The organism is Rhodococcus sp. Ni2 (genome assembly GCF_021352185.1).
GTDB classification, from domain to species: Bacteria; Actinomycetota; Actinomycetes; order Mycobacteriales; family Mycobacteriaceae; genus Rhodococcus_F; species Rhodococcus_F qingshengii.
In genome coordinates, this window is record NZ_WOXZ01000002.1 from 794,678 (window position 1) to 817,947 (window position 23,270).

Here is a 23,270-nt window from a genome sequence, read left to right on the forward strand (position 1 = left end):
ACCCTCTTTACCCGAACTAGAGGATGAATTGTGAGACACATCACCTGTGGTGCGGACGTACCGAATCCTCATCTTTCATTTTCGCGTCGATCGGGTACAGCCGCTTCATGGACACCCATTCGGACAGACAGATCCCCGTACACATACGACCGGAAGGTGTCACTGATGACGAGGTGAAGGCGGCAGGAGTGCTGTCGAACGCCCTTGAAACGGTGGAACGGGCACGCGGTGCTCTGTACGACTTCCATCAGCTGATAGGGCATGCCGATCTGATGCTCGACGAGGTCGTCGAGCTACTGCGATCCAGCGGCAACGACGACCTGGCCGATCAGGTCGAGGGCGAGTTGATGGGCCGGAACGTGGTCGAGGGGCGCTGGACTTTCCAGTTGGTCGAAGAGTTCGACGAGAACTACTGGTCGTTTTTTCGTGAATGCGAGAAAGTGGTGCGCGACAAGCTGGCAGGCGGAGTGCCGCACCTCTTCGAAGCCGAGATGAAGGAGCGACGCCGAACGCACGGTTTGCGGCACCACGAGGCCAGGCCCTGAGGTTCCTATCTACTCTCGTGAGCTCGTCGCGGCACTGATCAGTGGTTCAGTTCGAGCTTTGCGCAACGATTCTCGCTCGGTCGCCGTCATGCCGCCCCAGATACCGTGGGGTTCCCCGGTCTGGATGGCGTGCACCAGGCATCTCTGCACGACAGGGCATCTGGCGCACACCAGCTTCGCCGAACTCTCGCGCTTCGCTCGCCTGGAGCCGCGCTCGTTCGTGTCGTCGTAGAACAGAGCGGGGTCGGTGTCGCGGCAGGTGCCGGACAGTTGCCAATCCCACTCGTCGGCAAGGGGCCTGGGAGATGTGTAGGAGCGCATGAACATGGACGTTCCCTTCGCTGCGTGACGAACTCGACTCGGATCGCGGATCCAGGTCGGGTGTTAAGGCAAAGCTCGGTCCCGCCGGCCTGAACCGGCGGGACCTTCGAGGCTCCTCCCTCGAGGGGGAAGATTTCGGGGGTACCTCTGGTCGGTCATTACCCAGCCGTACAACTTTTGAATCCCGGTCGTCAGGAATTCTTTTGATCCACGGCACGTCGTTCTGCTGCGGCGACAAGACCACCGGCGATGTCGCGCACCTTGACGTTCCATTCCTGCGACATCTGGACCAGAAAGTCGAAGGCTTGGTCGGCCGAGCACTCACGCTCGGCCATCAGTAATCCCTTGGCCTGCTCGATCAAGGGCCGAGAATCCAAAGCTCTTCTCAGTTCGTCATTTTCCGCGCGAAGGCGGGTGAGGACGTCTGACGCCGAACTGGACTGCTGAGCCAGCGGTCGTTGAACCTCGTATACACGATGAAGCACACCGATGACCCTGCCGTCATCATCGGTGACGGCGGAATTCACCGTATTCCAATAGCGGGTGACAAACATCCCGCTCCCGCGCTCGTCGCGCACGTCGTAACGCTGAGTCGGCAGTGCGTCCCGAGTTCGGGACCGCATCGTGCGCTCGAATGACGCTGTCAACGAGAAGATTCCATCGGCAAACGAGTCGTCGGGATTGTCGGGGAAGGCTTCGAACACTTCCACTCGGTGCAATTGATCGAGGCTGCGACCGGATACGGCAAGGTATTCGTCGTTTGCGCCCTGGATACGAAAATCGCTGTCCACGAGCAGAAGAGAAGAACTGCTTGCCGCAAATCGATCGCTACGAACGATCGAGCGGAGAGTGCTCGAACTCATGATTGTGTCGTTTCTGTCCTGTCTTCGACGGTTGCGGCCCCTGATATTTCAGATGATATTTCAGAAGTAGGTGATCGCGAGAACTCCAAGGGCGGTGCCTGCCACGATCGATCCGAACAACAAACGCTGCTGCAACACGAACATCTGATACTCGCGACGTGTTTGTGTCGACGTGCCGCGCGAGTCCGCAGACATGCTCTTGCCCTTTCCTGTTGTGGGGAGTGCGATTTCGGCCGACCCCCGATCGGCCGAAACCGCGGACGGTGCATCAGTTCTGACGCGCCTCATTTGCGGCATCCTGCTCGGTGGACGCGCCTTCGTGTACGAGGCTGCCACCCGAGTTCTCGAGGTGAGCACGAACGAACCACTGGAACTTTTCCAACTGCGCCGTCTGGCCGATCAACATGTCCTCGGTGATCGGATCGATCTTGCCGACGCTGTCGATTGCGGTGCGACTGTCGGTGATGATCCCGGTGTAGACGAGGTCGAGCGCAGCGAGGTGCGCACGAGCGTCGTCGCGGCCGACGGAGTAGTCGTCCCACGTTCGATCGCGCTCGATTGCTCCCGCGGTGCCCTTGGGCGAGTTACCCAGTGCCGCGATACGTTCGGCCACATCGTCGGCGTAGCCGCGAACCAACTCCACCTGGGGGTCGATCATCTCGTGCACGCCGATGAAGTTGGGGCCCACGACGTTCCAGTGAACGTGCTTGAGCGTGAGGTGAAGATCGTTGTAGGCGCTGAGGCGTTCCTGCAGAATATCGGCGACGGACGAACCGTCTGCGCTGCTCAGTCCCGGTACGGTGAACTCGGACATATGTTTTCCTCTCGTCTTGATGGGGATCGCCCTCCAGTGGGGCGGTCTCGCGCCATCGTCAATCGGATCGCGTGTCGGTCAGGTTCAGTGCGCGAGTGCTACTGGCTCCTCTGTCACCGGGTCGCCGTACATCATCGCGATTCGGCGCTTGACCTCTTCGGTTGTCAAAGTCGCACTTGCGACAGTGATTCCGATGCCGGTGGTGCTCTCGCCCTGTGTGGGCGGGATGTCGATCGTCGTCATCTTGCTCCCGGTGAAGAGTGTGCCGTGAGGGAGTCGGCTGAACCACCGACTCCGACGTCTGGGTGTTCTGCGCCTTCGAGCTCCAGTTATGGCGCTTTCAGGTGCTACAAAATCTATATCAGCCGATGTAGATAATTGGCAAGGCTACTTCGATTCGCGGGCGAAGGAAAGCGCATTGTGCAATCTTGTCGAAATCGGCTTTGATCTGCCATTTCACGCCTTTTCTGCTCGACGATTCTTGTTGTCAGTGGTCCTGGACACGCTTGAATCTATGTCCTGGGCGTCAGATTCACTGCGTGATGGTGCTAAGGTCGGGTGACGCCGATTGAGACAGCCGACACCGAACTAGGAGGTTCCAGTGACGTCGGAATCCCAGACCCGGGCGCTGCGCGGCGTGTACGGGATCTCAGTGATGTCTGAACTGTCCGGGGTAGGACCTCAGACGCTGCGCCTTTACGAGCGAAGGGGCTTGCTCACACCAACCCGCACCGATGGCGGTACGCGCCGGTACAGCGAAGCCGACCTGGATACGCTCGGACGAATCACCGCGCTGATCGACGACGGAGTCAATCTCGTCGGTATTCGTCTGATTCTGTCCCTCGAGGCCGAGAATGCAGTCTTAGCGGCTCGAATCAGCCAGTTGACCGCCGAGGGGGACTAGTGGTGCTGCTCGAGACGATGCCGTTCAGGATGGAGTTTCGGTGCGGGTAGGGTCGCCGAAGTCCGCGTCGGCGGAGATTTTGTTCCCTGCCGCTGCGATCTGTTCGAGCGCGGCGTCCAACGCATCGACCAACCATTGATGCGACGCCTCCGCGAGGAGGCGATCCGGAGTGTCGGTGTTCTCGGATTGGAAGAACCGCACCAGCCATGATTCTCCGTTGTCGGGTCGATCGGAGAGTCCAGCCGCGGTATTGGTCGCCAGAAGGAACCGGTTGTATTCGAGGTCAACACGAATGGCGTACTCGCCGAACAGGTTCACCACGTTGGCCGGCCGATGAGTAGCGGCAGCGAGCGCAATGAGAGCGTCGTTGTAGGTTTCGGAGTACTTCATCGTGAGGGGCATGGTCGGCCTGTCTTTCTGGGCCGATGCAGCATTGCACGGCTATGTCGAGGAGATCAGTTCGCAGCCGCTGCTTGACGATGAACTGAAACCAATCCTAGCTCGAGTCTCCGAGCGCACTGACGCAAGCCCGTGAGGGTCAGTTGTTGCGCGCAAAGTTCGACTCACGCTCCGTGACGAACTGATCGTCCGGAAGCGGTCCGGGTGGGGCAAGCGCAGTCAGGAACGACTCGGCCCACTGATGCACATCGTGTGTCATGACCTGTCGATGCAGCGCAGCCATACGGCGACGGCCTTCCTTCGGATCCTGATGAACCGCGGTCAGGATCGTATTCTTCACGCCGTCCAAATCGTGCGGGTTGACCAGGTATGACTGTCGTAATTCCATTGCGGCACCGGTGAACTCGCTGAGAACGAGAGCACCTCCGAGGTCGCCACGACAGGCCGCGTACTCCTTGGCCACCAGATTCATCCCGTCGCGCATCGGCGTCACGAGCATGACGTCGGCAGCGACGAACAGTGCGATCAGTTCTTCACGGTCGACCGGCTGATACAGGTAGTGAACGACGGGGCGGCCGATCTGACTGTGGTCACCGTTGATGCGGCCCACCTGCTCTTCGATGACGCTACGCAGGTCGATATAGTGCTGCACGCGTTCACGACTGGGCGTCGCGAGCTGCACCATCGTGTACTTCTCCGGATCCAGACGATCCTCGTCGAGGAGTTCCTTCAAGGCTTGAAGCCGCAGGTCGATACCCTTGGTGTAGTCCAGCCGGTCGACTCCCAGCAAGATTTTCTCGGGATTTCCCAGCTCTTCCTTCAACTCGCGCGCGCGACGCAGGACCGAATCGCTTTTCGACTGGCGCTCGAGTTCGGCAGAATCGACGGAGATGGGAAAGGCGCCCACCTTGACGACGCGAGAATCGAAATCCACATGCCCGAGCGCACTTCGAACACCGACGCCCGCGGTCGTCGTCTTGAGGCCGAGAAGTTTGCGGGCCAAGAACAGGAAATTGTTTGCGCCACCAGGTAAGTGGAAGCCGATCAGATCGGCGCCCAGCATTCCCCTGACGATTTCCTTGCGCCACGGAAGCTGCATGAAGAGCTCGACCGGAGGGAACGGGATGTGAAGAAAGAACCCGATCGTCAGATCTGGGCGCAGCTCGCGCAGCATCGCCGGCACAAGTTGCAACTGATAGTCCTGCACCCAGACAGTCGCTCCGTCCGCGGCGCAACGCGCGGTTTCCTCGGCGAACCGCTGGTTGACTGCGACGTAGGTGTGCCACCACGACCGCTCGAACGTCGGAGCCACCAGAACGTCGTGGTAGAGCGGCCACAACGTGTCGTTGGAGAACCCCTCGTAGTACTCGGCGAGGTCCTGAGAGGTCAGCTCGACGGGAAACAGACGAAGGCCGTCAACCACTATCGGATCGACCTTCTCGTCCGCGACCCCCGGCCAGCCGACCCAGGCGCCATCCCGCTGTCGGAGGATGGGTTCGAGCGCAGTGACGAGCCCACCCGGACTTCGCTTCCAGTTCTTGCTTCCGTCTTCGTCGGTTTCGAGATCGACCGGCAGTCGGTTTGCGACGACGACGAATTCGGAGAGCTTTTCGAGATCGGTACTCACGCCGACATCGGCTCCGCCAGGGTCTCGTCCAGGACGGAGGTCGAGGACAGGTACGCGACTGCATCGGCTGTCGAGTCGGTGTACACGATGTCGGTGTCCATCTTCAGAAGAGACAGCGGACGCCTGACAGGGTGCGCTGCGACGAGCGTCCACGGCACGCCGAGCCTCCGTGCCTTGGCCGACAGAGTCTCGATGATGGAAAGACCTCCGACGGAGATGAACTGGACGTCCGAGCAGTCGAGTACGAACGGGTGTCGCTCACCGATCAGGTCGTCGACGCAGGCAGCGAAATCAGCTCGGGACCGGACGTCGATCTCGCCGCTGACCACGAGCGACTGAATGTTTTCGGCACAGGTCGTCGTGAAGGTGGGGGGACTGTCCGTACGCTCATCTGTAGTTCTCGAAAACTCGTTCATCGAAACTCCTGACGGATTGCTCGAAACGGTTCGTTCGAACGGTCTGGTTCGAAACGGTTTCGTTCGAAACCGGGAAACGGCACGGGAAGCAACGCACGAACCGTGCTCGTCTTCAACGGCTGGGTACTCAACCGTGCTGAGTGCCTACCTTACCGCATCGCGAAAACCCAGGTGAAAAGCGTTAGATCCGTACGGATTTCAAGGTCCCGTGAGCGTCGGCCCACGGGACCTTGGTCCCGATGGTTCAGACCTTCCGGGATCAGTCGGTGTCAGTCGCCGGGCCGGTGCTCGAGGCTCCGCCCTCGTCGGCCCACGTACGCTCGCCCGACGGATCGGTCTGAACGTCCTTGGGTGCGGTGTCGGAGCCGGTTCCCGGACCGTGGTCGGTGCCGGTGGTCTGCGGCTCTTCCGTTTGATCCGTGCGATCGGTGGAATTCTGTTCACTCATGGTGTGCGTTTCCTTCGGGAAGTCGTTGTTCATGTACTTGTCGTTTCCTGCTCACCCGCGAGGGGTACTCAGTAGGGGGTAGTGCGTCACGTCGAGCCAGTACGTCACGTCGAGTCCATACCGGCAAAGTCAGCTGTCACCGAAGCAGGAGATTTCACGTGAACCATATGACCGTGACGACCGACCACCTGCGTGCACTGCTGGGCAGTGGCCCCCATTCGGAATTGGTAGCGGTCGGGGGCGAGATCGAGATCTACGTCCCCGATGAAGAAGGGTTCGGTCTCGAGGGTATCTCGCTTGTCACTCGCGAGCAGTTGGCCGAACGTCTACCGTCCTCACCCGACAACCCCGACGAAGGTGAACTACGTATCGCCGCAGAATCGTTGAGCGAGATGATCGCCGAACTCGGCGGTTGAACTCCGAAGTTCGGGGCAGCCGACGTCAGATCTGCGGGATCGGATCCGGAGGGTACGGGTTCGGTGGCGTCGGAGTCGGTGGCACGGGCGGCGGATTCATCGGATCGGGTGGTGTCGGCGCCGGTGGTGTCGGCGGCCCCGGGTCGGGGGCGGGGCCCGGATCCGGTGGTGGGGGAGTGGTCATGAGTGCCGGGTTCCCAAACACTTGCCGAACAAACACCTAGTGTTCGGAGTGGCTTTTGGTGTTCCCTTCGGCAGGTAGATCATCGACGATGTCGACTACGGCGACGTGGATGCTCTCTGCAGAGACCGGTGGGTCCGTGTCGCCGAGGATCAGGTGAACGACGTCCACGACGGTGAACCGAACCCGGTCCGACAGTTCGGCCAGATCCACTCCGTATGGCGCTGCCAGTTCGATACGTAGTGAACGTATTTCGTGGCCGTCGACGAAGAACTCGATGCTGCTCGGCGAGCAGTGGTGCCGAGAACGTATCTCGGCGGCCAAGTGGGTGCGGAGTACGTGGTCGCTCACCGACACCGTGCCTAGACGTGGACCTTCCGACGCGTGTGCGTCGAGCGGCCAACCGGACGCCGAGGTCGACCGTAGCGCCCGGATCACCTTGTCGCTGATTCGATCCCAGCCTGGCTCGGGAGCGTTCCGCAGGGCGTCGGATGCGTGCGCCATCAATGCGTCGGTTCGTGATTCAGTCATCGCCACCTCGTCATTCGTTCACTCAGGTTAGCCCGTGCACGATGGTGATGCCCGCGCACCGCATCCGGGGTGAGTCTTAGAATCTTGCCGATTTGAACGAACGTGAGCATCTCCACCTCTCGCAGCGTCCATGCCGCACGCTGGCGATAAGGCAGTTCACCCAACGCTTCTTCCAGTGCCTCGAGGAACGCGGAGTTCGAGGTCGTGTCGAACGGGCCGGCCTCGGGAGACGGCACGAGAGGATCGAGCAATCTGTCGTCGATCGGTTGCGCTCTCTTGATTCGATAGCTGTCCACGATCTTTCGGGAACAGATCGCGAAAAGCCATGTTCGCATCGACGATTCGCCACGAAATGAATCGAGTCGGCGCCACGCGGCCACGAAGGTGTCCTGGACTACCTCGAGAATGTCGCCTTCATCTGCGAGCATTCGACGCGCATAGCGGTGAAGTGCAGGTCCGTAGTAGTGCACCAGTGACTCGAATGCTTCTCGGTCGCCGAGTATCGCAGCGTTCACCGTTGCGGTGTCCAAGCCGTCAGGTGCTTCGGTGAGCCCCTGTGTGTGCGGTAACGCCACAGTCGCTCCTCTCGCGGAAATGCGGAAAACTCGGCTGCGTTCGAAGATTGTTCGCCCGGCCGGGGCGTTGAATGTTACGGACAGTAACTAACAAGTGTCAGTGATGCACGTCACCTGACTGGGGCATTCGGTTTTGCCTTCGAGTGACGACTACACAGGTAGATCGATCAACAGGAGGAGATGACAATGGTCAGCACGCAGGTTGCGACAGCATCTACGAAGGATGTTGCATCATCGAACGACTCGGCTCTCGTGAGTTCGCAAGGAAAGACGTCGATCGCCGACACCGTTGTCTCGAAGATTGCCGGCATCGCTACGCGAGAGGTGAGCGGGGTGTACGACGTCGGCGGCGGAGCGTCGCGGGTTGTCGGGGCACTGCGCGAGCGGATCCCCGGCGCGAGTGTCAACCACTCCCAGGGAGTATCGGTCGAGGTCGGCGAAAAGCAGGCAGCGGTCGACATCGACATCGTGGCCGAGTACGGCGTATCGCTCGCCGATCTGGCCACCGGCATTCGCCGCAACGTCATTGCGGCGCTCGAACGGATGACGGGTCTCGAAGTGACCGAGGTGAACATCACGGTTCACGACGTTCACCTCGACGAGGGCAGTGACGACGAAACCGGCGAGCCCAAGACTGCACGGGTGCAGTGAGTTCCGAAATCGCCGACACCATCGCGGCGGCTGTGACGGGGATACCTGGGGTCGCCTCGCTTCATGCCGGAATGTTCGGCGAGGTTGGCACGTACCTCCCCGGTCGCCGCGTCGTCGGCGTGCGGGTGACGGAGGCGTCGACAGACATCCATGTGTGCATCTTCGCCGACGCCGCCGTTCGAGACACGGCTTTACGTATCCGCCAAGCGGTTTCAGGACTCGTTACAGGCCCCGTGAACGTGACAGTGGAAGACGTAGTCGGTCGTGGACGCGATGCCTGAGCACTCTCGGGGTTCAGTTCCTGATCGACGATCCGCACGCCGAGAGGCGATCAGGAACTACCACCCCGACGTGGGCGGATCTGCCGACGCGCTCAATCGAGCACTCGAACGCGTCGACCGGGACTTCGCGTCCCCGATCGGTGTGGGTGTGCGCAGGACACTGCGCGGCACGATGCGGCAGATAGCGAAACCCGCTCGGACCCAGTACACGCGTTTGCGCGCTCGGTTTCCGGGTGCCAAGACCTACACCGAGATCTGACTCGCACCAACGAACATCATCCACAACGGAGGATTCACATGACCACCTCGACTGTCGGCCTACTGGCAGGACTACTTCTCGGAGTCGCAGCTGCTGCAGGCGGTTTCACCGGATTCCTCATCGCTCTGGTTCTCGGTGTGATCGGATACCTCGTCGGTGGTCAGCGTGACGGCGAGTTCGATCTCGGTGTGATGCTGAAGGGTCGCGGACGTGGCTGAGACAGCTCGACCGGAGTCGTCTGTGCTTGCCGAGCCGGGCGATCGCGGAACGCTGACGATTCGAGACAGAGTCGCGCAGAAGTTGGTTCTCGAGGCGACGCGCGGAACCCCGGGGGTGCGCCATCACGCCGCCGGCATGGACAAACTGACCGGGCGCGAATTGCCGAGGGCGCGAGTGCTGGTATCCGGCAAGCGGGTACGGGCCAAGGTGGACATCGCGATCGAGTGGCCCGGATCCTTGTCGGTCATCGGTACCGCGGTGCGAGAGAACGTGACAACCCAGTTGCAGTCTGTAACGGGCCTGGACGTAGACGGCGTGGACGTGGCGATCGTGAGCGTTCTCCCGGCATCGACCACGCGTGACGCGGGAAGGAAAGTGCGATGACCGCCGACAAGGTCGCACCACCCACTGCCTCGAGGGCTGCTGCTCCTGTTCCCCTTGCGGCGCCCGGATCGGCCGTCACGGGATTCCTCATCGCCGCGGCGCTACTTGCGCTCGGCGTGGTCGGCGTCCGCGACGCGCTGGTGGATACCGGCGTGATCACCGGGTCGCAGTGGATACCAAGTGCTGCCGCATATGTGGACGGGCTCGCGTACCAGGGTTGGATGTTGCCGGCGGGGATCGCAGCCGTCGTTCTCGGCCTGTGGTTCGTCATCCTCGGACTCAAACCGCGACGAAAGACTGCCAATGCCTTGGTCGGAGTCGCGAATACGTGGATCGATCCCGCCGATGTAGCGGCGATAGCGTCTGTTCGCGTCGAGTCACTGGCCCAGGTTCGATCCGCTTCGTCACACGCGACCCGGCGCAAGCTGGAAGTGAAGGCCTCGGTCACGCCCGATGGAGCCGCCACCGCTGAATCGGAAATCCGTGCGGTGCTGGGGGACTTGGCCGGGTCGCTGTCACCATCGCCGCGAATCAAGGTTCGTATCCAGACGGGATCGCTGTCATGACTCGGACGGCGACGGCGATGGATCGCGTGGCGACATGCGTCGTGGGGATGCTCGCGATAGCGGTGGGAGTTGCAGCGATCCTGTGGAATCGCGACGTGATCAAGGATTTCCCGGCGCGTATCGAGATCCCGTGGGCTGAAGATCTTGTCGATCACTCGTGGTGGCCATGGGCTGTCGGAGCTGGGGGAGTACTGCTAGTCCTCCTCGCGTTGCGGTGGTTGATCGCGCATGTGCCGCTGCGTCGGGTGAAGGAGATCGCCGTCCATGGGTCGAACTCACACAATTCCATCACCGCGGATCTGGGTGCGGTGGCGGAAGGGGCGAGCGCATCACTGGAGGACTTCGACGAAGTGTCGCGTGTCCGAGGAAAAGCGTTGCTCGATCGTGGAGTTCGCACGATCGATTTGCGAGTGACATTGAGACGTAGCGTCGTATCCGGATCGGAAACGTTGTCCGAGCTGATTTCTCGCGTCACCGACACGGGGGATCAAGTCGCTGCGGTGGTCGGTGATCCATCCGTCGCGACCAGAACTCACATCGCCGTGGAAAGCGCGAAACGCGATGAGCCGAGAACTCTCTGATCAATCGAGGTTTGAGCCTCCCGGTGACCGGGTATTGGTAGACCTCCCGATCGTGCACAGAGTCATGGATGTTGCTGTGGCACTGTGTGTCACGTTGCTCCTTGCGACCGTGACCTCTATGGCGATCGCGATCGTAGTGACGCTGATCATGTGCGCGTCGGTGAGTGTCGTTTCTCGTATGTGGTGAATCGCCAGTCATTTTGGTTCTGTCGTGAACACCTGATAGAAAGGTAAGCAGACAATGTGGCTGCTACTGAGTGCACGATCCCCCGCGTCGTGCGGCGGAGAGTCCGGTTGTGTGCAAACACAACCCGCGATCACGGTCTAGTTGCGCGGGCCGATCGCTCGGAACTCTCCCTTCACCGGCAGTCTCTCATTGCGCCGTCCCTTACCTCAAGGAGTCACAATGCTCTCACTCGGAATCATCGCCTGGATCATCATCGGTGGACTAGCGGGTTGGATCGGCAGCAAGATCATGAAAACCGATGCGCAGCAGGGGATCTTCCTCAACATCGTTGTCGGTGTGATCGGCGGCCTGATCGGTGGTTTCCTGCTTCGAGTCTTCGGCGTCGATGTCGAGGGCGCGGGCTGGATCTTCAGCTTCCTCACTTGCCTCCTCGGCGCTGTCATCTTGCTGTTCCTGGTCAAGGCAGTCACCGGAAAACGCTGACACATTTGTCCACGCAGTTCGAGTTCGACTGAATCCACGGCCGAATCCCACGGCCGAACGCACGACCGAATCCACACCGAATTCAAGAAGGAGAAATACATGTCTGACTTCATCGACAAGGCAAAGCACCGCGCTGAGGATCTCATCGGCGAAGCGAAGGAAAAGTTCGGAAACGCCACGGGCAACGATGATCTGGCTGCCGAGGGTGTTGCCGATCAGGGCGAGGCGAAGGTCAAGAAGGCCGGAGACACTGTCAGTGACAAGGTCTCGGATATCAAGGACAAGTTCACAAGCTGAGTGAGCTTCGGCGCGGTTGATCGGCAAGTCCGGTCAACCGCGCTTTTGTGTGTCTCCTCGGCCGTTGCGGCTACCGCGATACGCGAACTTGCGCGTTTCTGCGAGCCACTCCGGAAGCATGCGCATGTGGGCCGGCCTGTTCAGAATCGGATCGAAGGACGGCTGGAGGCAATCCGGGTGGTCCTCGACCTCGTCGAGACAGAGATGCCCGATCGGTATCAACTGAAGTTGAATTCTCGCGAGGTACACGGAGAAGTGCAGCGGGGAATGATCGACCGCAGCTTTCAATGCAGACAAAGAAGTGCCGGCCGGATGGACACCGCGCGGTGTCACGATCAGCCACGCCGCGGCACCGCCCGCGCGTGAGTAAGGAACCAGTGTGCTGTATCTCGCGCCGTTCCACGAGAAAGCCGGAGCTGGAAACATTTTCGAGAAGGTAGAAAGTCCTGATGTTGCGAGAAGAATGTCCCACGGGTTTTCATCTGCGCCGACATCGTGCAACCGAAGCGCCAGGCCGAGTACGTCGGGTAGGTCTCCGGGTGTTCCGAGGGCTTTCGACATTCGAGCGGTGACGGTAATCGTCGACGACTCCGATACCGGCCACCATGGGGTGGCCGGCTTCAATGTTCCCTTCAGTTCGATCCCGTGAGGGTGAAAAACCCTGGCCATGCGCAGCGATGATGCGAAGTGGAACGGCGCACCGACTAGCTTTCCGATCGCACTCTTGCCGGCGGGGATGATCGAATTGATCGTCACAGCTTCCTTTATCTGAGAATTCTCCGCCCGTGAAGCGCCCGGACTGGACGGACGTTCAGGCGTATTGACGGGCTTTTCAGTGGCGTCTTTCGACTTCCCGGTGGTGGTGATTGCTAATCATGTGACATGCCGTAACAAAAGTCTCGCCCGCCGGGATAATTAGCCAAACGCATAAATTGGTCGTTATGGTTTGTTTGTCCGTAACGGTGCGATCGGACCTGCGACCGTCGCGAACTGGCGAGATTGCTACTCGTGATTTGTGTTTGGTGATTGCGCGGAAACAAGAAATGTCGAGGAGACACGCTGATGGGCCACTCTCGAACCTGGCTGACGCGCGCGCTGGCAATGCCGGTGGCTGTCGCGGTCACTTTGTTGCTTCCGCTCGGCAGTGTCGCCTCCGCCCAGGATTTCGAGGACGACGCAGATACTTCGGTGGCCGCCGCAGCCACAACTCCGATCTCCTTCACCGAACTCGGACGAGGAACAGACATCGTGTTCTCCTCCGATGACGCACCCGTCTTGGTGACCGTGCCGGTGCCGGACGGACTCACCGCAACAGCCGTGACCGGAATCCTGACCGCCCCGACCGACTTCAGTAGGGGTTGGCTCGAAGTGACTGCGGACGGCAGATTGGTGAGCCGCGTCGACTTCGACGCCGGGCAGGCCGGAACCGGCCTACCGATTTCGGTTCCGTTGCAAGGTCTCGAAGTGGTCGACCGGAGCGTGACCGTGTCGATGATCGCTCACCTCGTTCCCGTCGACGACCGCTGCTACGACCGAACGAGATACCAGCCCCTTGCGCTCCGGGATGCCTTTGTCGCCTACGACGGTGCCGAGCAGCAGCCCACGACTGTTGCAACCTTCTTTCCGCCGATTTTGAGGAAGGCAACCATCTACGTCACGGATGGTTCGTCACGGTCACAGCAGAGTGCGGCTCTGCAGCTGAGTGCAGCGATTGTCAACAAGTACGGAAGTCAGCCTGACGCCGTGGTGGTGGAGCAACTGCCGAACGGCCAGAGTCTGCCGTCCGCTGAGCCGGGACTTTTCGAGAGAGCTGTAGTGCTCGGCAACAGTGGGGACGCCGGCATCGATCTCGCGGCTGCTCCGAGTGCTGCACCAGTGCTGCGAATTTCAGGGGACGACAAGACCCTCGTTCCTCAGGTCAGTCTGTTGGCGGCGAACTTCGACGGTTACTGGGCGGCGAGCAGGGCGCTCGCGTCACCGGACAACACAGTTGCCCAGATTTCCCAGGACGCCATCACCGTCGGTGAGCTGAAGCTCGGAACGTTGACGGCTTCCGGTCTCAATCACATCGAGGTCGACGTCCCGTTCAGCCAGTCGCAACTGGGGCGTCCGATGAAGGACGTGTCGATCCGAATGATCGGTTCCTATGTACCGCTGCCGAATTCACGCAACGGAGAACTGTCGATTTCGCTGGGGGACTCACGGCTTGCTTCGCAGACGGTGAACGAGACAGGGCGCTTCGACATCGGCGTCGATGTTCCGAACGAACTCCTGCGTCGTGACCTGACCTTCGAGGTCTCGATGGATGTGACCGGCGACTTCCAATGCGGCACCAGTAGCCCGTCTTCGCTCACTGTCGATCCGGCAAGCACCATTACGTCCACTACCGGATTCCCGCCGACGCCTGGAGGATTCCAGGCATTACCGCAGTCGATGCTGCCCACACTCGATGTCGGTTTGAGTCACGGTGATTTCGCAGATCTCGTTCGCGCGCAGCGCCTCGTTGTCGCGATGCAGCGGTTGAGCTATCTGCCGCTGCAACCGCGTGTGCTCCCGTTCGGCGACGCGGCGACCAGTTCGCTGCCGGCGTTGTTGATCGCGGCGGACGGGACGCTTCCCACTCCGGTGGCTCTACCCATGGACACAGCAGATCAAGGGCTCCTGCGCTTGCAGGGTCTGGAATTCGGTGGACAATACGGTGCCTTGCAGGTGGTTTCGGGTTCGCACAACGAAGTGGTGGCGCTGACCTCTGAGGGTGATGCGGCCGATGCCGACGGTCTGCTCAACTGGTTGGAAGGTGGGAAGGACCGGTTCGCAGAACTGACCGGCGATCTCCTGGTCGCGCCTCGGGGAGGTGAGCCCTTCGATGTCGGAGTCAACGTCGCCCCGTTGGGCACCGCGACCTCGGCCGAAGAGGAGACCGGACTGAGCGCGGTCACGATCGGCTGGATCGGATTCGGGACCGTGGTTCTGATTGCTGTTGCCGTCGGTGGTGTGCTCGTGGCTCGGCGTCGCGGACAGTGACCGTCACCGATCGCCCGGCCCTGTCCGTCGCGGTCCACGATCTACCGGGCCGCAAGCCATGGCGGATGTTCGTCGCGCTCTTCGCGATCTACACCGCGTTGGGCGTGTGGATGAACGCGGGTATCGGGTTCATCTTCACCGATTCGCTCAGCCGCGTCGCCGCGGTGTCGGCGATGCTGCTCAGCCGTGATCCGCACTTCGCGGCGATCGGGTTCGTGTTCACCCCGTTGACGGCGGCAGTCCAGATTCCGATGGGCCTGATGGGTCATTGGTGGCCGGATCTGCTGCGGTGGAACATCACTGCGGTCGTGATGTCCGCGGCCTTCATGGCCGGTGCTGTGATTCAGGTACGTGGGATCAGCCGCGACCGTGGGTGTGCGCGATGGGTCACCGTCGTCCTGACCGTGCTGTTCGCTGTCAACCCGATGATCGTCATGTACGCGGCGAGCGGAATGAGCGAAGCTCCGTTCCTCTTCTTCGTTCTGTGGGCGACACGTCGGTTGATTCGGTGGATGCGAAGCGACGACGTACACGACCTCATCGGTGCCGGCCTCGCTTTCGCTCTGGCGTACCTCACCAGATACGACGCATTGGCCCCGCTGTTCGTCGCGGTGGTGCTGGTGACCGTGGTGAGTTGGCTTCGTTTCCGCCCGACTGCTGAGGAGCGCGGCGAGGGCGCGGGGCCTGGCTTGCGGCTCTGGGCAGCAGCCCTCGACGGTGCCGTAGTGCTGATGCCGGGATTCCTTGCCTTCGCCTTGTGGTCGTTTGCCAGTTGGCTCATCACAGGTCAAGCGTTCCAACAGTTCTCGTCGGTCTACGGGAACAGTTCCATCCTGGAGCAGGCTGGTGCCGGAACCGACTCACCGATCGCCCGTCTTGCGTTCTCGATTACCGAAATGGCCGTACTCGGCCCGGCGCTCCCGGTGCTCGCGGTCCTTGCAATCATCTACGCACTTCGGCGGCGCGACACCGAAGTGGTCGTGCCTCTTGTGTTGTTCGGCGCCATCCTCGGTGCCCAAACCTTGCTCTACGTGATGGGATCGACGTTTCCCCTTCTGCGCTTCTACATTTCGATCATTCCGCTGTGTTTCGTGTTGGTCGTCCTGATCGCACCTCGCGGTGCGCCGGTCGTCACGCGTCGACCGGGGGCTGCTGCGTCACGCTCGGTATCGACGTACCCCGAGCAGTCGGGACCCTCTCTGCCCCTTGTGATCTCTCTGTGCTTGCTGGTCGGGTCGACGCTGGTCACGTTTGTCGCGATGGGCAATGCGCGGATCGCAGTGCTCGAGCATTCCATTGCCAGTGCGATCATTCCGGGTCGGCAGAACCTGGAGGAGCAGACGAATCTGCGCACGTTTGCGGCCGAGCGTCGCATCGCCAGGTACCTGGACGACTTGGCTTTGCCGGAGGGGTCGGTTCTGCTCGACACCGTGCAGAGCTATGCCGTCGTGGCGTCGTCGAACAACCCTCGGCAATTCGTCGTGCCTTCCGATGCGGATTTCGTGCGCGTACTGAACAACCCCGCCGAACATCACGTCGAATACATCCTGTCGGTGCCGAACACCGGTCGCGGTGTGTCGGACGCGGTCAATCGGCGCTATCCGACGATGTACGACACCGGGGCCGGCGGTGTGGGGGCGCTGGTACTCGAGGTTCCCAACGACGGCGGCATGGACCCTTCGGCCTGGCGTTTGTATCGCGTCACCGGTGAACGGCAAACGGGTCGATGAGGCAATTCGTGTGGGAGGATTGTCCGTATGACGTGGATGGTTGTAGATGTCTTCTGAAGAAGTGCGTCCGCGTGTGCCTGGCACAGTGCGTCGCCGTATCGCTGCCGCTGTAGTCAGCTTTGCAACCGTCGCGGTGGTGACAGGAATGTTCATGACGCCGGTGGTTGCCGATTCGCCCAAGACGGTTCGGGTGGGAGCGTCGTCGAGCGGACTGACGCTCGACGGACAGCCATGGTGGCCTACCGGGCTGAATGCTTATCAACTGGCCACTGATTGGTCGGTGAACTTCGGCTGTGGCGCCATGGTCGATCTCGATGCCTACTTCGGTTCTCTGCCACCGAACTCCGTCACGCGTTTCAACGCGTTCCAGGCGCTCGCGGTGAACAAGGTGTCCGGGGAGATGGATTTCGGCCCGATGGACGCGGTGTTCGACGCTGCGGCGCGACACAATCAGTTCACGATTCCGGTGCTCTCACCCCAGGACAGCGGGTGTGATGACGGGCTGTTCAAATCCAGGGACTGGTACACCGACGAGTGGAAGGTCGCGAACCTGATCCCAGGTCGAGCCACCATGAGCTTCCAGGACTGGATGCACACCGCCGTCGACCGTTGGAAGAACGAGCCTTCCGTCGCGGCGTGGGAATTGGTGGGGGAGCCGGAACCGAGCCTGTGTACCGATGCCGCCTGCAATTGGTGGACAAGAACGTGCCCGTCTGATTCCGCGCAGGTGTTGCGGGAGTTCTTCGACACGGCAGGCGCCGAACTTCGGGCGATCGATCCGAACACCCTGATCACGGCCGGATACGTCGGGGGCGGTCAGTGCGGCACTGCGGGTGACGACTACCAGTACGTGAGCGAGTCCGACTTCGTCGACGTTCTGCAGTATCACGACTACGGAGCAGACGGGGTTCCGCTTCCGGGCGACCAGTGGAACGGACTGGCGCGTCGCATCGAACAGGCCGCGAACGTCGGGAAGCCGTTGTTGGTCGCCGAGACAGGCGAATTGGCAGGCAGTTGTGAATCACTGGCGACCAGAGCCACGAATATCGAGACGAAGCTGACGGGGCAGAAGGTGGCCGGTACTGCTGGAGCTCTCCTGTGGGCATTCGTGCCGGATCCACGGCCGAACGAATGCACGATGGATATCGGGCCTGACGATCCACTCTTCGACGTAATTGCTTCACTGGCAAGTTAGGACACTGCGAGTAGTCCACTGGGAGTTCCGCCCAGTGGGAGTATGGTCACGATTTGATAACAACCTGAACCTGGTGTTGCGGCGTGATGATCGTATTTCGTTCGTATTCAATGGTATTCAGTGGCATTCACCTGTGGATAACCGAACTTGAAGGCTGGTGAAGTCGCACGGGACCATCGATGCGACGCCTCCAGGACCTACGTCCGGGTCGGCTGGGGACGGTCCGGTTGAGGCGCTGAGTTCGGAAGTTGTGTCGTACCTGTCTCTTTGGTCAGTTGCTACGTCCCGCCGTGGTCAACGTCGAAATACGATCACAACCGTTCGCCGCGGTAACGGGTAGTGCGCGGAGTGCGGCGCGCCCCTCGTGGAAGTGACATCGAGGGGTGGTGTGTAGCTCTCGCGCGCAACGAATTCCGAGTTCGAGTCAACTTGCGGCGGCATCGGCCGCCCGGTAGACCTTGTGCGCAGGCTGTACATGCGGTGTGAGCTTCGGTCGTCGAAATGAGGGGACGACCGCTGCATGCGCGTAACGGTAAGTGTGTGAAACATCGCGTGAGCGGAGAGGTGAACGATGACTGGGTGCGCTGAACGGCCTTTCAAGACTGCTGTGGTTCCGGCTGCCGGAATGGGGACTCGTTTCCTCCCGGCCACCAAGACGGTTCCGAAAGAGTTGCTCCCCGTGGTCGATACACCCGGGATCGAGCTGGTCGCCAGCGAAGCGGCGCAAGCAGGCGCGGAACGTCTGGTGATCGTCACTGCGCCGGGCAAGGCATCGGTCGTCGGGCATTTCGTCGAGGACCTGGTGCTCGAGGGCAAGCTCGCCGCCAGCGGGAAGCACCATCTACTCGAACGTGTGCGTCGGGCTCCGGGCCTGATCTCGGTGGAGCCGGTTGTGCAAGAGTCTCCGCTGGGATTGGGACACGCTGTCGGTCTGGTCGAATCGGTGCTGGATGCGGACGAGGACTCGTTCGCGGTGCTGCTTCCCGACGATCTGGTCCACCCCTGCGGCATTCTCGACGCGATGGCGAAGGTACGTGCCGAGCGTGGTGGTTCTGTGCTGTGCGCGTTCGACGTCGCGCCCGATCGTGTTGGGGCCTACGGAGTATTCGACGTCCAAACACCTGTGGAGGGCAGCGATCCCGATGTACTTGCCGTCATCGGCATGGTTGAGAAGCCGGCTCCTGAGGATGCTCCGTCCACTCTCGCCGCGGCCGGACGATACCTTCTCGATCGCGCCGTGTTCGACGCGCTCAGACGAATCTCACCCGGGCAGGGTGGCGAACTACAACTGACGGATGCGATAGCGCTGTTGATCGCGGAGGGGCATCCGGTTCACGTCGTCGTCCATCACGGAACCCGCCACGATCTTGGTAACCCGGGAGGCTTTCTGCGAGCATCTCTCGACCATGCGCTCAGTCGCACCGAGTACGGACCGGAGTTGCGAGTCTGGCTCAAGGAACGATTGGATCAGCCGGATCCGCAGCTGACCTACTGACTTGCAAGGCTATGCGACGCGGAGCGTCTCGCCAGCTCATCGAGGAGATCTTGCGTGCTGAGCGACGACAGCGAAATCGGCTTGTCGTCCAGACCCGACTCGTCAGGTGTCATGTAGCCCGCCGCGACAAGAATTTCCTGGACGTGGACGTCGAAGACGCGGCAAGCAGTTCTGATCGTGTCCTGCGTGGGAGGGCGTTTCGCGGACAGCCACCGACCGAGCTCGGAGGGGCGTATTCCCAGCGCACGCGCAGCATCGGCTACGTCAGTTTCTTGGCGAAGTTCCAGTTGATGCTTCACCCATTCCGAAAAACCGCTCATACCGGTCATAGTGCCTGAGTGCTGCGCGGTAAGCCAGCGCCGTCTCGACACGTAAGGCGCTCGACGGCTGATCTGTGATCATTCGGCAACCAATCACCGCAGTTCTCGCGTACCGGTAGTTAAGTTTTGTGACTGGATTGTGTGTTTACCGCAACCATCTAGCTGTGCGTTTTCCGGTGAAACCCGAAATCGGGTGAAATTGTGGGTGAGGCGGATCAGTAGACATAACTCACACCTGTGTAGAACGTGAGGGTTGCGTTGTCACGTGTTCAGACCGTGGAAGGTTTTTTCCCAGTAGGACGGGTTGCGAATCAATTGGTAGGTCCCCTTGATCGCCGCGATGCTCATCAGCACCCAATACAACGGAGCAGTCAGACAGGCGAGGAGGAGCATCGCGTTTCGCGTTTCTCGGCACGCCACGAGGTTCATGTAGAGAACAGCGGCATTACCGAATGCCAGAGAGATCAACGCGGGGAAATAGACATAGTTGGGGAAGACCTGGTGGATCACTTCAGGTTGTCCGAGAATCCAGTCCAGACTGATGAGCCAGAACACCATGTTCAAAGTGGCGACCAAAGGTGTGCCGGCCATGAGAATCGTGAATCGGAGAAAGCCGATCGGACCCAATCCTCGCCATAATTTGACGGGTTGGCGCATGTGGACGAGCCACGTCTGCAAATAGCCCTTGTACCAACGCGAGCGCTGTCTGATCCAGTTGATCGTGTCACTGTTGGCTTCTTCGAGCGTGGTGGAATTCAAGACCGCGGTGCGATATCCGCTCTCTGCAATCCGCACGCCGAGGTCCGCATCCTCCGTGACATTGAAAGGATCCCACGCCCCGATCTCGTCGAGGACGCTACGGCGTAGGTGATTCGAAGTGCCGCCGAGAGGAATCGGTGAATTGCTCCGCATCAATCCAGGAAGGATGAAGCTGAACCACAGCGCGTAATCGGCGGTGAACCACGCGGTCAACAGGTTCTGAGTTCCGTTGTGGAATGCAAGTTTGGCCTGAACACAAGCAGTGTTCTCGGGAAGTTTCGCGAAAGTTGCGACTACTCGACGTAATTGGAGTGGGTCGGGGGAATCCTCGGCGTCGTAGATCGTCACGATCTCGCCCGTCGAGAAATGCAGACCGTAGTTGCATGCTTTCGGTTTGGTTCGTGGATCGGCCGCGGGCACCTTCAGAATGCTGACGACCTCGTCCACACCGGCGGCAAGTGCAGCTTCGATAGTGACGGCGTCGTCTTCCTCCAGTAGGAGAAGGACTTGCATCTTGTCTGCCGGATACTCGATCGCTCGCATGGCTGCGATGAGGTCGCCGACGACTTCAGGCTCGTTGTATGCGGGGACCAGAATGGTATAGGTGGGAAGGTCGTCGTATGAAAGAGCAAGTGCCTCTTCGTCACTGATCGTCATGATCGAGGACGCATCGAGACCCCTCGTGAACAAGATCAGACGGTCGACCATCGCCCAGATGTATCCAATGGTGCAGATCAATGTCAGCGCGATGAGAGTCGGGACGAGGAAGAACACGAGGCTGACGACGACCAGCGCAAAGCCTGCCAACAACGTATTTCGCTGCCACGGATAGAAGGCCACGGAGGCGGATGAGATCGGATGGCGCTCGCGTAGACCGTTCACTGCATCGTGCAGGGCGGCCTCGCGGTACTCCGCTGTATCCGGGTCACCGCTGACCACGACACTGTTGGACTGGCTTCGGTTTGCGTTCACCACGTCTGAGCCTCCACGAGTAGTCGAGCGAGTGCTTCGAGCATGTCCAGGTCCTTGTACTCGGATTCGGTGTCTTCGGTCGAGGTTTCACCACGCAGTAGAACGGCGAGGGTATTGCTACCGTTGGACGCCATCGACGGCTTCGGTTCGGGGAAGTAGGCGTCGGGTTCGTGATTGTCGACGCTGATCAGGCTGACTCGTTGCGCTGCTCCGTCGCCCCGCGTCCAGACGAAATTGAGATTGCTCCATGTGAGAAGGAGAGCGTCGTCGACGATCGTGTACATCTCGGCGACGATCCCGTGCGGCAGCTCCAGCGTGACCGTCGGGCTGACTCTCGCGTTCTCCAGGTCGTAGGTGGTCTTGCTGGGATACACGGCGAGCGTGGAGGGTCGACGGACCTGGACGACGTCAATCTGTACCGTGCGAGGCCGCATCTGTGAGTCCCAAGCGGGATTCGGAGTGTCGGCCCGAATGGTCTGACGACTCAGTTCGGCGGTGCTGCCGAAGTAGCGACGGGGCCAGTCGTATTCGGATGCTCCAATCTGATGCCAGCCCAGCGGAACGACAAGTCGAGGATCCGCAGTAGCCGGGGGCGGACCGACGTTGACGGTCAAACTTGTCGATGGCAGCGGCGTGAAGAACATCAGCACTGCGGCGGCAAACACCGCGAGGATGGTCCAGTTGCTTGTGGCTGTCGAAGGCTTTCGGAGTGGTCGGTCGAACGGTTTGAGCGACTTACCCCGGCGTTCGTACAGATAGAAGGCGCCGCCGACGACGATTGCGGTTCCGAGTGCCGGAAACAACTGCACGGCGAAAAGCGGAGCAGTGGGATACTTCTGAATCGTGAAGTAGAGAATCACCACACCGAGCACCGTTGCGGCGACGAAGGCGATCGCCCCTCGCCTCCACGTTCTACTGACGGCGATCGTGGTCGCGGCAGACGCGACAAGCACCATGAGGACGCTGTAGTCGAAACGAGTCCCGCCCATTTCGGTCGCGATGGCGCGGTAATGCAGCGGCGCCAAGATGATCGGGACCACCCAGATTGCCCAGTACCGATTGACCGGACGGAGGCCGAACATCAGAACCGCTGCGCTCCAGACGAATACCCAGGCTGCGATGACGTCGATATGCATCAGTTCGTAGGTCTCGGCGAAACGCGGTAGCAGGAGCGCTTGAAGTCCCAACGCGACGAAGAGACCGATGCAGCCGACTATCTTGTCGGTCTCACGATCGTGAATCGGAAGCTCCGGGCCGCGCCTCAAGTCTGTTCCGACGGCTGCAACCAGGCACAAGAGCGGTAGAGCGAAGACGTAGCCGATGGCAGTTCCGCTGGCCGTGCTCTGCCAAAGCTTGGTCCAGGTGGGCCAAAATGCAAAGATCGTGGCGAGCGCGATCATCAACCACCGCACTGCGAGTCGAGGAATGATCCCGGACTCGGAGCGGATCTCACGAATCTTCAACATTTCCAGTTCCATTCGCTTGCTACCCGACATCTGCGTGCGATTCGAGGCTGCGCACCGCTAGGGACTGACGACCATCGCCATCGGTCCGGCGCCATATGCAGACATTACTTGATCGAGACATATCGCCCTCGCCATGTCGAAGCGCCAATCTCCGAGCAGTCCGGCCGGAAGGTTTCACGTGCTCACATCTCACATAGTGGGAATTTTGAAATCCTTTTTTCGGTACCCAGTGCGGGTCTGGGTTGGCCGGATGGCATGGCGGGATTTCGGGTCTGCCGAATTACTCCATATCGAAGGGCAATTCACTTGCGAATTGCAGAAAGTTCAATCAGGTCCGGCGGATTCGACCTACGGGGACATA

Annotated in this window: 31 protein-coding genes; 16 read left to right on the plus strand and 15 right to left on the minus strand. The window is 60.6% G+C overall.

All coding sequences use genetic code 11. The annotated features are described in order from the left end of the window. Positions 1–107 precede the first annotated feature (107 nt). Positions 108–545, plus strand: a complete 438-nt coding sequence (locus tag GN300_RS17275) for a hypothetical protein (protein ID WP_039972685.1) — start codon at positions 108–110, stop codon at positions 543–545. 9 nt (positions 546–554) lie between these two features. Here the strand turns inward: GN300_RS17275 and GN300_RS17280 are convergent, their stop codons facing one another. The 5 genes from GN300_RS17280 to GN300_RS17295 form a co-directional block, all read right to left on the minus strand. Then, a complete protein-coding gene (locus GN300_RS17280; RefSeq protein WP_277921635.1) occupies positions 555–866 on the minus strand; it encodes a WhiB family transcriptional regulator in 312 nt (103 codons plus the stop codon). Between the two features lie 191 nt (positions 867–1,057). After that, positions 1,058–1,729 (minus strand): ANTAR domain-containing response regulator, encoded by a 672-nt coding sequence (locus GN300_RS17285; RefSeq protein WP_042452311.1) that lies wholly within the window; start codon positions 1,727–1,729, stop codon positions 1,058–1,060. A 60-nt stretch (positions 1,730–1,789) separates the two neighbouring features. Continuing rightward, complete coding sequence (locus tag GN300_RS29750; RefSeq protein WP_256082897.1) at positions 1,790–1,924, minus strand: hypothetical protein; 135 nt, start codon at positions 1,922–1,924, stop codon at positions 1,790–1,792. Between the two features lie 73 nt (positions 1,925–1,997). Next, positions 1,998–2,543 carry a Dps family protein gene (locus GN300_RS17290; protein ID WP_003943731.1) on the minus strand — a complete coding sequence of 182 codons (546 nt, stop codon included), beginning with the start codon at positions 2,541–2,543 and terminating at the stop codon, positions 1,998–2,000. 84 nt (positions 2,544–2,627) lie between these two features. Then, positions 2,628–2,786 (minus strand): hypothetical protein, encoded by a 159-nt coding sequence (locus tag GN300_RS17295; RefSeq protein ID WP_003943664.1) that lies wholly within the window; start codon positions 2,784–2,786, stop codon positions 2,628–2,630. Positions 2,787–3,144: 358 nt separating this feature from the next. Between GN300_RS17295 and GN300_RS17300 the strand changes: the two genes are divergently transcribed. Further along, positions 3,145–3,447 (plus strand): MerR family transcriptional regulator, encoded by a 303-nt coding sequence (locus tag GN300_RS17300; protein ID WP_003943719.1) that lies wholly within the window; start codon positions 3,145–3,147, stop codon positions 3,445–3,447. Between the two features lie 24 nt (positions 3,448–3,471). On the opposite strand, the gene GN300_RS17305 is transcribed toward GN300_RS17300, so the two are convergent. The 4 genes from GN300_RS17305 to GN300_RS17320 form a co-directional block, all read right to left on the minus strand. Then, positions 3,472–3,849: a hypothetical protein gene (locus GN300_RS17305; protein ID WP_007726560.1), complete on the minus strand. Its 378-nt coding sequence runs from the start codon at positions 3,847–3,849 to the stop codon at positions 3,472–3,474. Positions 3,850–3,985: 136 nt separating this feature from the next. Then, positions 3,986–5,473 carry a trehalose-6-phosphate synthase gene (locus tag GN300_RS17310; protein ID WP_063314888.1) on the minus strand — a complete coding sequence of 496 codons (1,488 nt, stop codon included), beginning with the start codon at positions 5,471–5,473 and terminating at the stop codon, positions 3,986–3,988. Further along, positions 5,470–5,889 carry an STAS domain-containing protein gene (locus GN300_RS17315; protein WP_007726563.1) on the minus strand — a complete coding sequence of 140 codons (420 nt, stop codon included), beginning with the start codon at positions 5,887–5,889 and terminating at the stop codon, positions 5,470–5,472. Before GN300_RS17315 ends, GN300_RS17310 begins: the two co-directional genes overlap by 4 nt. Before the next feature lie 259 nt (positions 5,890–6,148). Continuing rightward, positions 6,149–6,337, minus strand: a complete 189-nt coding sequence (locus GN300_RS17320; protein ID WP_233405662.1) for a PI-type proteinase — start codon at positions 6,335–6,337, stop codon at positions 6,149–6,151. 167 nt (positions 6,338–6,504) lie between these two features. Between GN300_RS17320 and GN300_RS17325 the strand changes: the two genes are divergently transcribed. Beyond that, a complete protein-coding gene (locus GN300_RS17325; RefSeq protein ID WP_054781913.1) occupies positions 6,505–6,753 on the plus strand; it encodes a hypothetical protein in 249 nt (82 codons plus the stop codon). Between the two features lie 220 nt (positions 6,754–6,973). Here GN300_RS17325 and GN300_RS17330 read toward each other — a convergent pair whose 3' ends face one another. Together GN300_RS17330 and GN300_RS17335 are read right to left on the minus strand one after the other, a co-directional pair. Further along, complete coding sequence (locus GN300_RS17330; RefSeq protein ID WP_233405663.1) at positions 6,974–7,465, minus strand: hypothetical protein; 492 nt, start codon at positions 7,463–7,465, stop codon at positions 6,974–6,976. After that, the gene (locus tag GN300_RS17335) at positions 7,462–8,040 is read right to left on the minus strand and encodes an RNA polymerase sigma factor (protein WP_007726571.1); all 579 of its coding nucleotides are present in this window, start codon (positions 8,038–8,040) and stop codon (positions 7,462–7,464) included. Before GN300_RS17335 ends, GN300_RS17330 begins: the two co-directional genes overlap by 4 nt. Before the next feature lie 186 nt (positions 8,041–8,226). Here GN300_RS17335 and GN300_RS17340 point away from each other — a divergent pair, with 186 nt between their 5' ends. The 9 genes from GN300_RS17340 (at position 8,227) to GN300_RS17380 (ending at position 11,948) form a co-directional block, all read left to right on the plus strand. Further along, on the plus strand, positions 8,227–8,691 hold the full coding sequence (locus GN300_RS17340; RefSeq protein WP_003943699.1) for an Asp23/Gls24 family envelope stress response protein: 465 nt from the start codon (positions 8,227–8,229) through the stop codon (positions 8,689–8,691). Beyond that, positions 8,688–8,972: a hypothetical protein gene (locus GN300_RS17345; protein ID WP_063314886.1), complete on the plus strand. Its 285-nt coding sequence runs from the start codon at positions 8,688–8,690 to the stop codon at positions 8,970–8,972. The genes GN300_RS17340 and GN300_RS17345 overlap by 4 nt, the downstream gene beginning before the upstream one ends. Before the next feature lie 70 nt (positions 8,973–9,042). Beyond that, positions 9,043–9,231 (plus strand): hypothetical protein, encoded by a 189-nt coding sequence (locus tag GN300_RS17350; protein WP_007726577.1) that lies wholly within the window; start codon positions 9,043–9,045, stop codon positions 9,229–9,231. Positions 9,232–9,269: 38 nt separating this feature from the next. Beyond that, positions 9,270–9,449, plus strand: a complete 180-nt coding sequence (locus tag GN300_RS17355) for a hypothetical protein (protein WP_003943629.1) — start codon at positions 9,270–9,272, stop codon at positions 9,447–9,449. Then, positions 9,442–9,834, plus strand: coding sequence for an Asp23/Gls24 family envelope stress response protein (locus tag GN300_RS17360; RefSeq protein ID WP_063314884.1), 393 nt, complete (start codon positions 9,442–9,444; stop codon positions 9,832–9,834). The genes GN300_RS17355 and GN300_RS17360 overlap by 8 nt, the downstream gene beginning before the upstream one ends. Beyond that, positions 9,831–10,400 (plus strand): DUF6286 domain-containing protein, encoded by a 570-nt coding sequence (locus GN300_RS17365; RefSeq protein ID WP_019747451.1) that lies wholly within the window; start codon positions 9,831–9,833, stop codon positions 10,398–10,400. The genes GN300_RS17360 and GN300_RS17365 overlap by 4 nt, the downstream gene beginning before the upstream one ends. Then, positions 10,397–10,981, plus strand: a complete 585-nt coding sequence (locus tag GN300_RS17370; RefSeq protein ID WP_063314883.1) for a hypothetical protein — start codon at positions 10,397–10,399, stop codon at positions 10,979–10,981. Before GN300_RS17365 ends, GN300_RS17370 begins: the two co-directional genes overlap by 4 nt. A gap of 406 nt (positions 10,982–11,387) precedes the next feature. Then, complete coding sequence (locus GN300_RS17375; protein ID WP_047890188.1) at positions 11,388–11,651, plus strand: GlsB/YeaQ/YmgE family stress response membrane protein; 264 nt, start codon at positions 11,388–11,390, stop codon at positions 11,649–11,651. A gap of 99 nt (positions 11,652–11,750) precedes the next feature. Further along, a complete protein-coding gene (locus tag GN300_RS17380; protein ID WP_007726588.1) occupies positions 11,751–11,948 on the plus strand; it encodes a CsbD family protein in 198 nt (65 codons plus the stop codon). A 33-nt stretch (positions 11,949–11,981) separates the two neighbouring features. Here the strand turns inward: GN300_RS17380 and GN300_RS17385 are convergent, their stop codons facing one another. After that, a complete protein-coding gene (locus tag GN300_RS17385) occupies positions 11,982–12,704 on the minus strand; it encodes a hypothetical protein (protein WP_063314882.1) in 723 nt (240 codons plus the stop codon). 306 nt (positions 12,705–13,010) lie between these two features. Between GN300_RS17385 and GN300_RS17390 the strand changes: the two genes are divergently transcribed. The 4 genes from GN300_RS17390 to GN300_RS17405 all read left to right on the plus strand — a co-directional run bounded on the left by GN300_RS17390 (position 13,011) and on the right by GN300_RS17405 (position 19,392). Next, complete coding sequence (locus tag GN300_RS17390; RefSeq protein WP_063314881.1) at positions 13,011–14,972, plus strand: hypothetical protein; 1,962 nt, start codon at positions 13,011–13,013, stop codon at positions 14,970–14,972. Next, positions 14,969–16,702: a glycosyltransferase family 39 protein gene (locus tag GN300_RS17395; RefSeq protein ID WP_003943618.1), complete on the plus strand. Its 1,734-nt coding sequence runs from the start codon at positions 14,969–14,971 to the stop codon at positions 16,700–16,702. The genes GN300_RS17390 and GN300_RS17395 overlap by 4 nt, the downstream gene beginning before the upstream one ends. 46 nt (positions 16,703–16,748) lie before the next feature. Next, positions 16,749–17,897 carry a cellulase family glycosylhydrolase gene (locus GN300_RS17400; protein ID WP_063314880.1) on the plus strand — a complete coding sequence of 383 codons (1,149 nt, stop codon included), beginning with the start codon at positions 16,749–16,751 and terminating at the stop codon, positions 17,895–17,897. Between the two features lie 571 nt (positions 17,898–18,468). After that, complete coding sequence (locus tag GN300_RS17405; protein WP_007726597.1) at positions 18,469–19,392, plus strand: UTP--glucose-1-phosphate uridylyltransferase; 924 nt, start codon at positions 18,469–18,471, stop codon at positions 19,390–19,392. On the opposite strand, the gene GN300_RS17410 is transcribed toward GN300_RS17405, so the two are convergent. From GN300_RS17410 to GN300_RS17420, 3 genes are all read right to left on the minus strand, one after another. Beyond that, a complete protein-coding gene (locus tag GN300_RS17410) occupies positions 19,386–19,712 on the minus strand; it encodes a helix-turn-helix transcriptional regulator (RefSeq protein WP_228232489.1) in 327 nt (108 codons plus the stop codon). The two genes, GN300_RS17405 and GN300_RS17410, sit on opposite strands and share 7 nt — an antisense overlap. Before the next feature lie 261 nt (positions 19,713–19,973). Next, positions 19,974–21,446, minus strand: coding sequence for a glycosyltransferase (locus GN300_RS17415; RefSeq protein WP_081305432.1), 1,473 nt, complete (start codon positions 21,444–21,446; stop codon positions 19,974–19,976). Continuing rightward, positions 21,440–22,909 carry a hypothetical protein gene (locus GN300_RS17420; RefSeq protein WP_232330000.1) on the minus strand — a complete coding sequence of 490 codons (1,470 nt, stop codon included), beginning with the start codon at positions 22,907–22,909 and terminating at the stop codon, positions 21,440–21,442. The genes GN300_RS17415 and GN300_RS17420 overlap by 7 nt, the downstream gene beginning before the upstream one ends. Between the last annotated feature and the right edge of the window lie 361 nt (positions 22,910–23,270).

Bases quoted from the DNA above. Each gene is read 5' to 3' on its own strand.
- GN300_RS17290 (WP_003943731.1), bottom strand. From the start codon at position 2,543: ATGTCCGAGTTCACCGTACCGGGACTGAGCAGCGCAGACGGTTCGTCC.
- GN300_RS17275 (WP_039972685.1), top strand. From the start codon at position 108: ATGGACACCCATTCGGACAGACAGATCCCCGTACACATACGACCGGAA.
- GN300_RS17370 (WP_063314883.1), top strand. From the start codon at position 10,397: ATGACTCGGACGGCGACGGCGATGGATCGCGTGGCGACATGCGTCGTG.
- GN300_RS17405 (WP_007726597.1), top strand. From the start codon at position 18,469: ATGACTGGGTGCGCTGAACGGCCTTTCAAGACTGCTGTGGTTCCGGCT.
- GN300_RS17410 (WP_228232489.1), bottom strand. From the start codon at position 19,712: ATGAGCGGTTTTTCGGAATGGGTGAAGCATCAACTGGAACTTCGCCAA.
- GN300_RS17375 (WP_047890188.1), top strand. From the start codon at position 11,388: ATGCTCTCACTCGGAATCATCGCCTGGATCATCATCGGTGGACTAGCG.
- GN300_RS17315 (WP_007726563.1), bottom strand. From the start codon at position 5,889: ATGAACGAGTTTTCGAGAACTACAGATGAGCGTACGGACAGTCCCCCC.
- GN300_RS29750 (WP_256082897.1), bottom strand. From the start codon at position 1,924: ATGTCTGCGGACTCGCGCGGCACGTCGACACAAACACGTCGCGAGTAT.
- GN300_RS17280 (WP_277921635.1), bottom strand. From the start codon at position 866: ATGCGCTCCTACACATCTCCCAGGCCCCTTGCCGACGAGTGGGATTGG.
- GN300_RS17400 (WP_063314880.1), top strand. From the start codon at position 16,749: ATGTCTTCTGAAGAAGTGCGTCCGCGTGTGCCTGGCACAGTGCGTCGC.
- GN300_RS17320 (WP_233405662.1), bottom strand. From the start codon at position 6,337: ATGAGTGAACAGAATTCCACCGATCGCACGGATCAAACGGAAGAGCCG.
- GN300_RS17365 (WP_019747451.1), top strand. From the start codon at position 9,831: ATGACCGCCGACAAGGTCGCACCACCCACTGCCTCGAGGGCTGCTGCT.
- GN300_RS17330 (WP_233405663.1), bottom strand. From the start codon at position 7,465: ATGACTGAATCACGAACCGACGCATTGATGGCGCACGCATCCGACGCC.
- GN300_RS17380 (WP_007726588.1), top strand. From the start codon at position 11,751: ATGTCTGACTTCATCGACAAGGCAAAGCACCGCGCTGAGGATCTCATC.
- GN300_RS17305 (WP_007726560.1), bottom strand. From the start codon at position 3,849: ATGCCCCTCACGATGAAGTACTCCGAAACCTACAACGACGCTCTCATT.
- GN300_RS17420 (WP_232330000.1), bottom strand. From the start codon at position 22,909: ATGTTGAAGATTCGTGAGATCCGCTCCGAGTCCGGGATCATTCCTCGA.
- GN300_RS17295 (WP_003943664.1), bottom strand. From the start codon at position 2,786: ATGACGACGATCGACATCCCGCCCACACAGGGCGAGAGCACCACCGGC.
- GN300_RS17340 (WP_003943699.1), top strand. From the start codon at position 8,227: ATGGTCAGCACGCAGGTTGCGACAGCATCTACGAAGGATGTTGCATCA.
- GN300_RS17390 (WP_063314881.1), top strand. From the start codon at position 13,011: ATGGGCCACTCTCGAACCTGGCTGACGCGCGCGCTGGCAATGCCGGTG.
- GN300_RS17285 (WP_042452311.1), bottom strand. From the start codon at position 1,729: ATGAGTTCGAGCACTCTCCGCTCGATCGTTCGTAGCGATCGATTTGCG.
- GN300_RS17325 (WP_054781913.1), top strand. From the start codon at position 6,505: ATGACCGTGACGACCGACCACCTGCGTGCACTGCTGGGCAGTGGCCCC.
- GN300_RS17355 (WP_003943629.1), top strand. From the start codon at position 9,270: ATGACCACCTCGACTGTCGGCCTACTGGCAGGACTACTTCTCGGAGTC.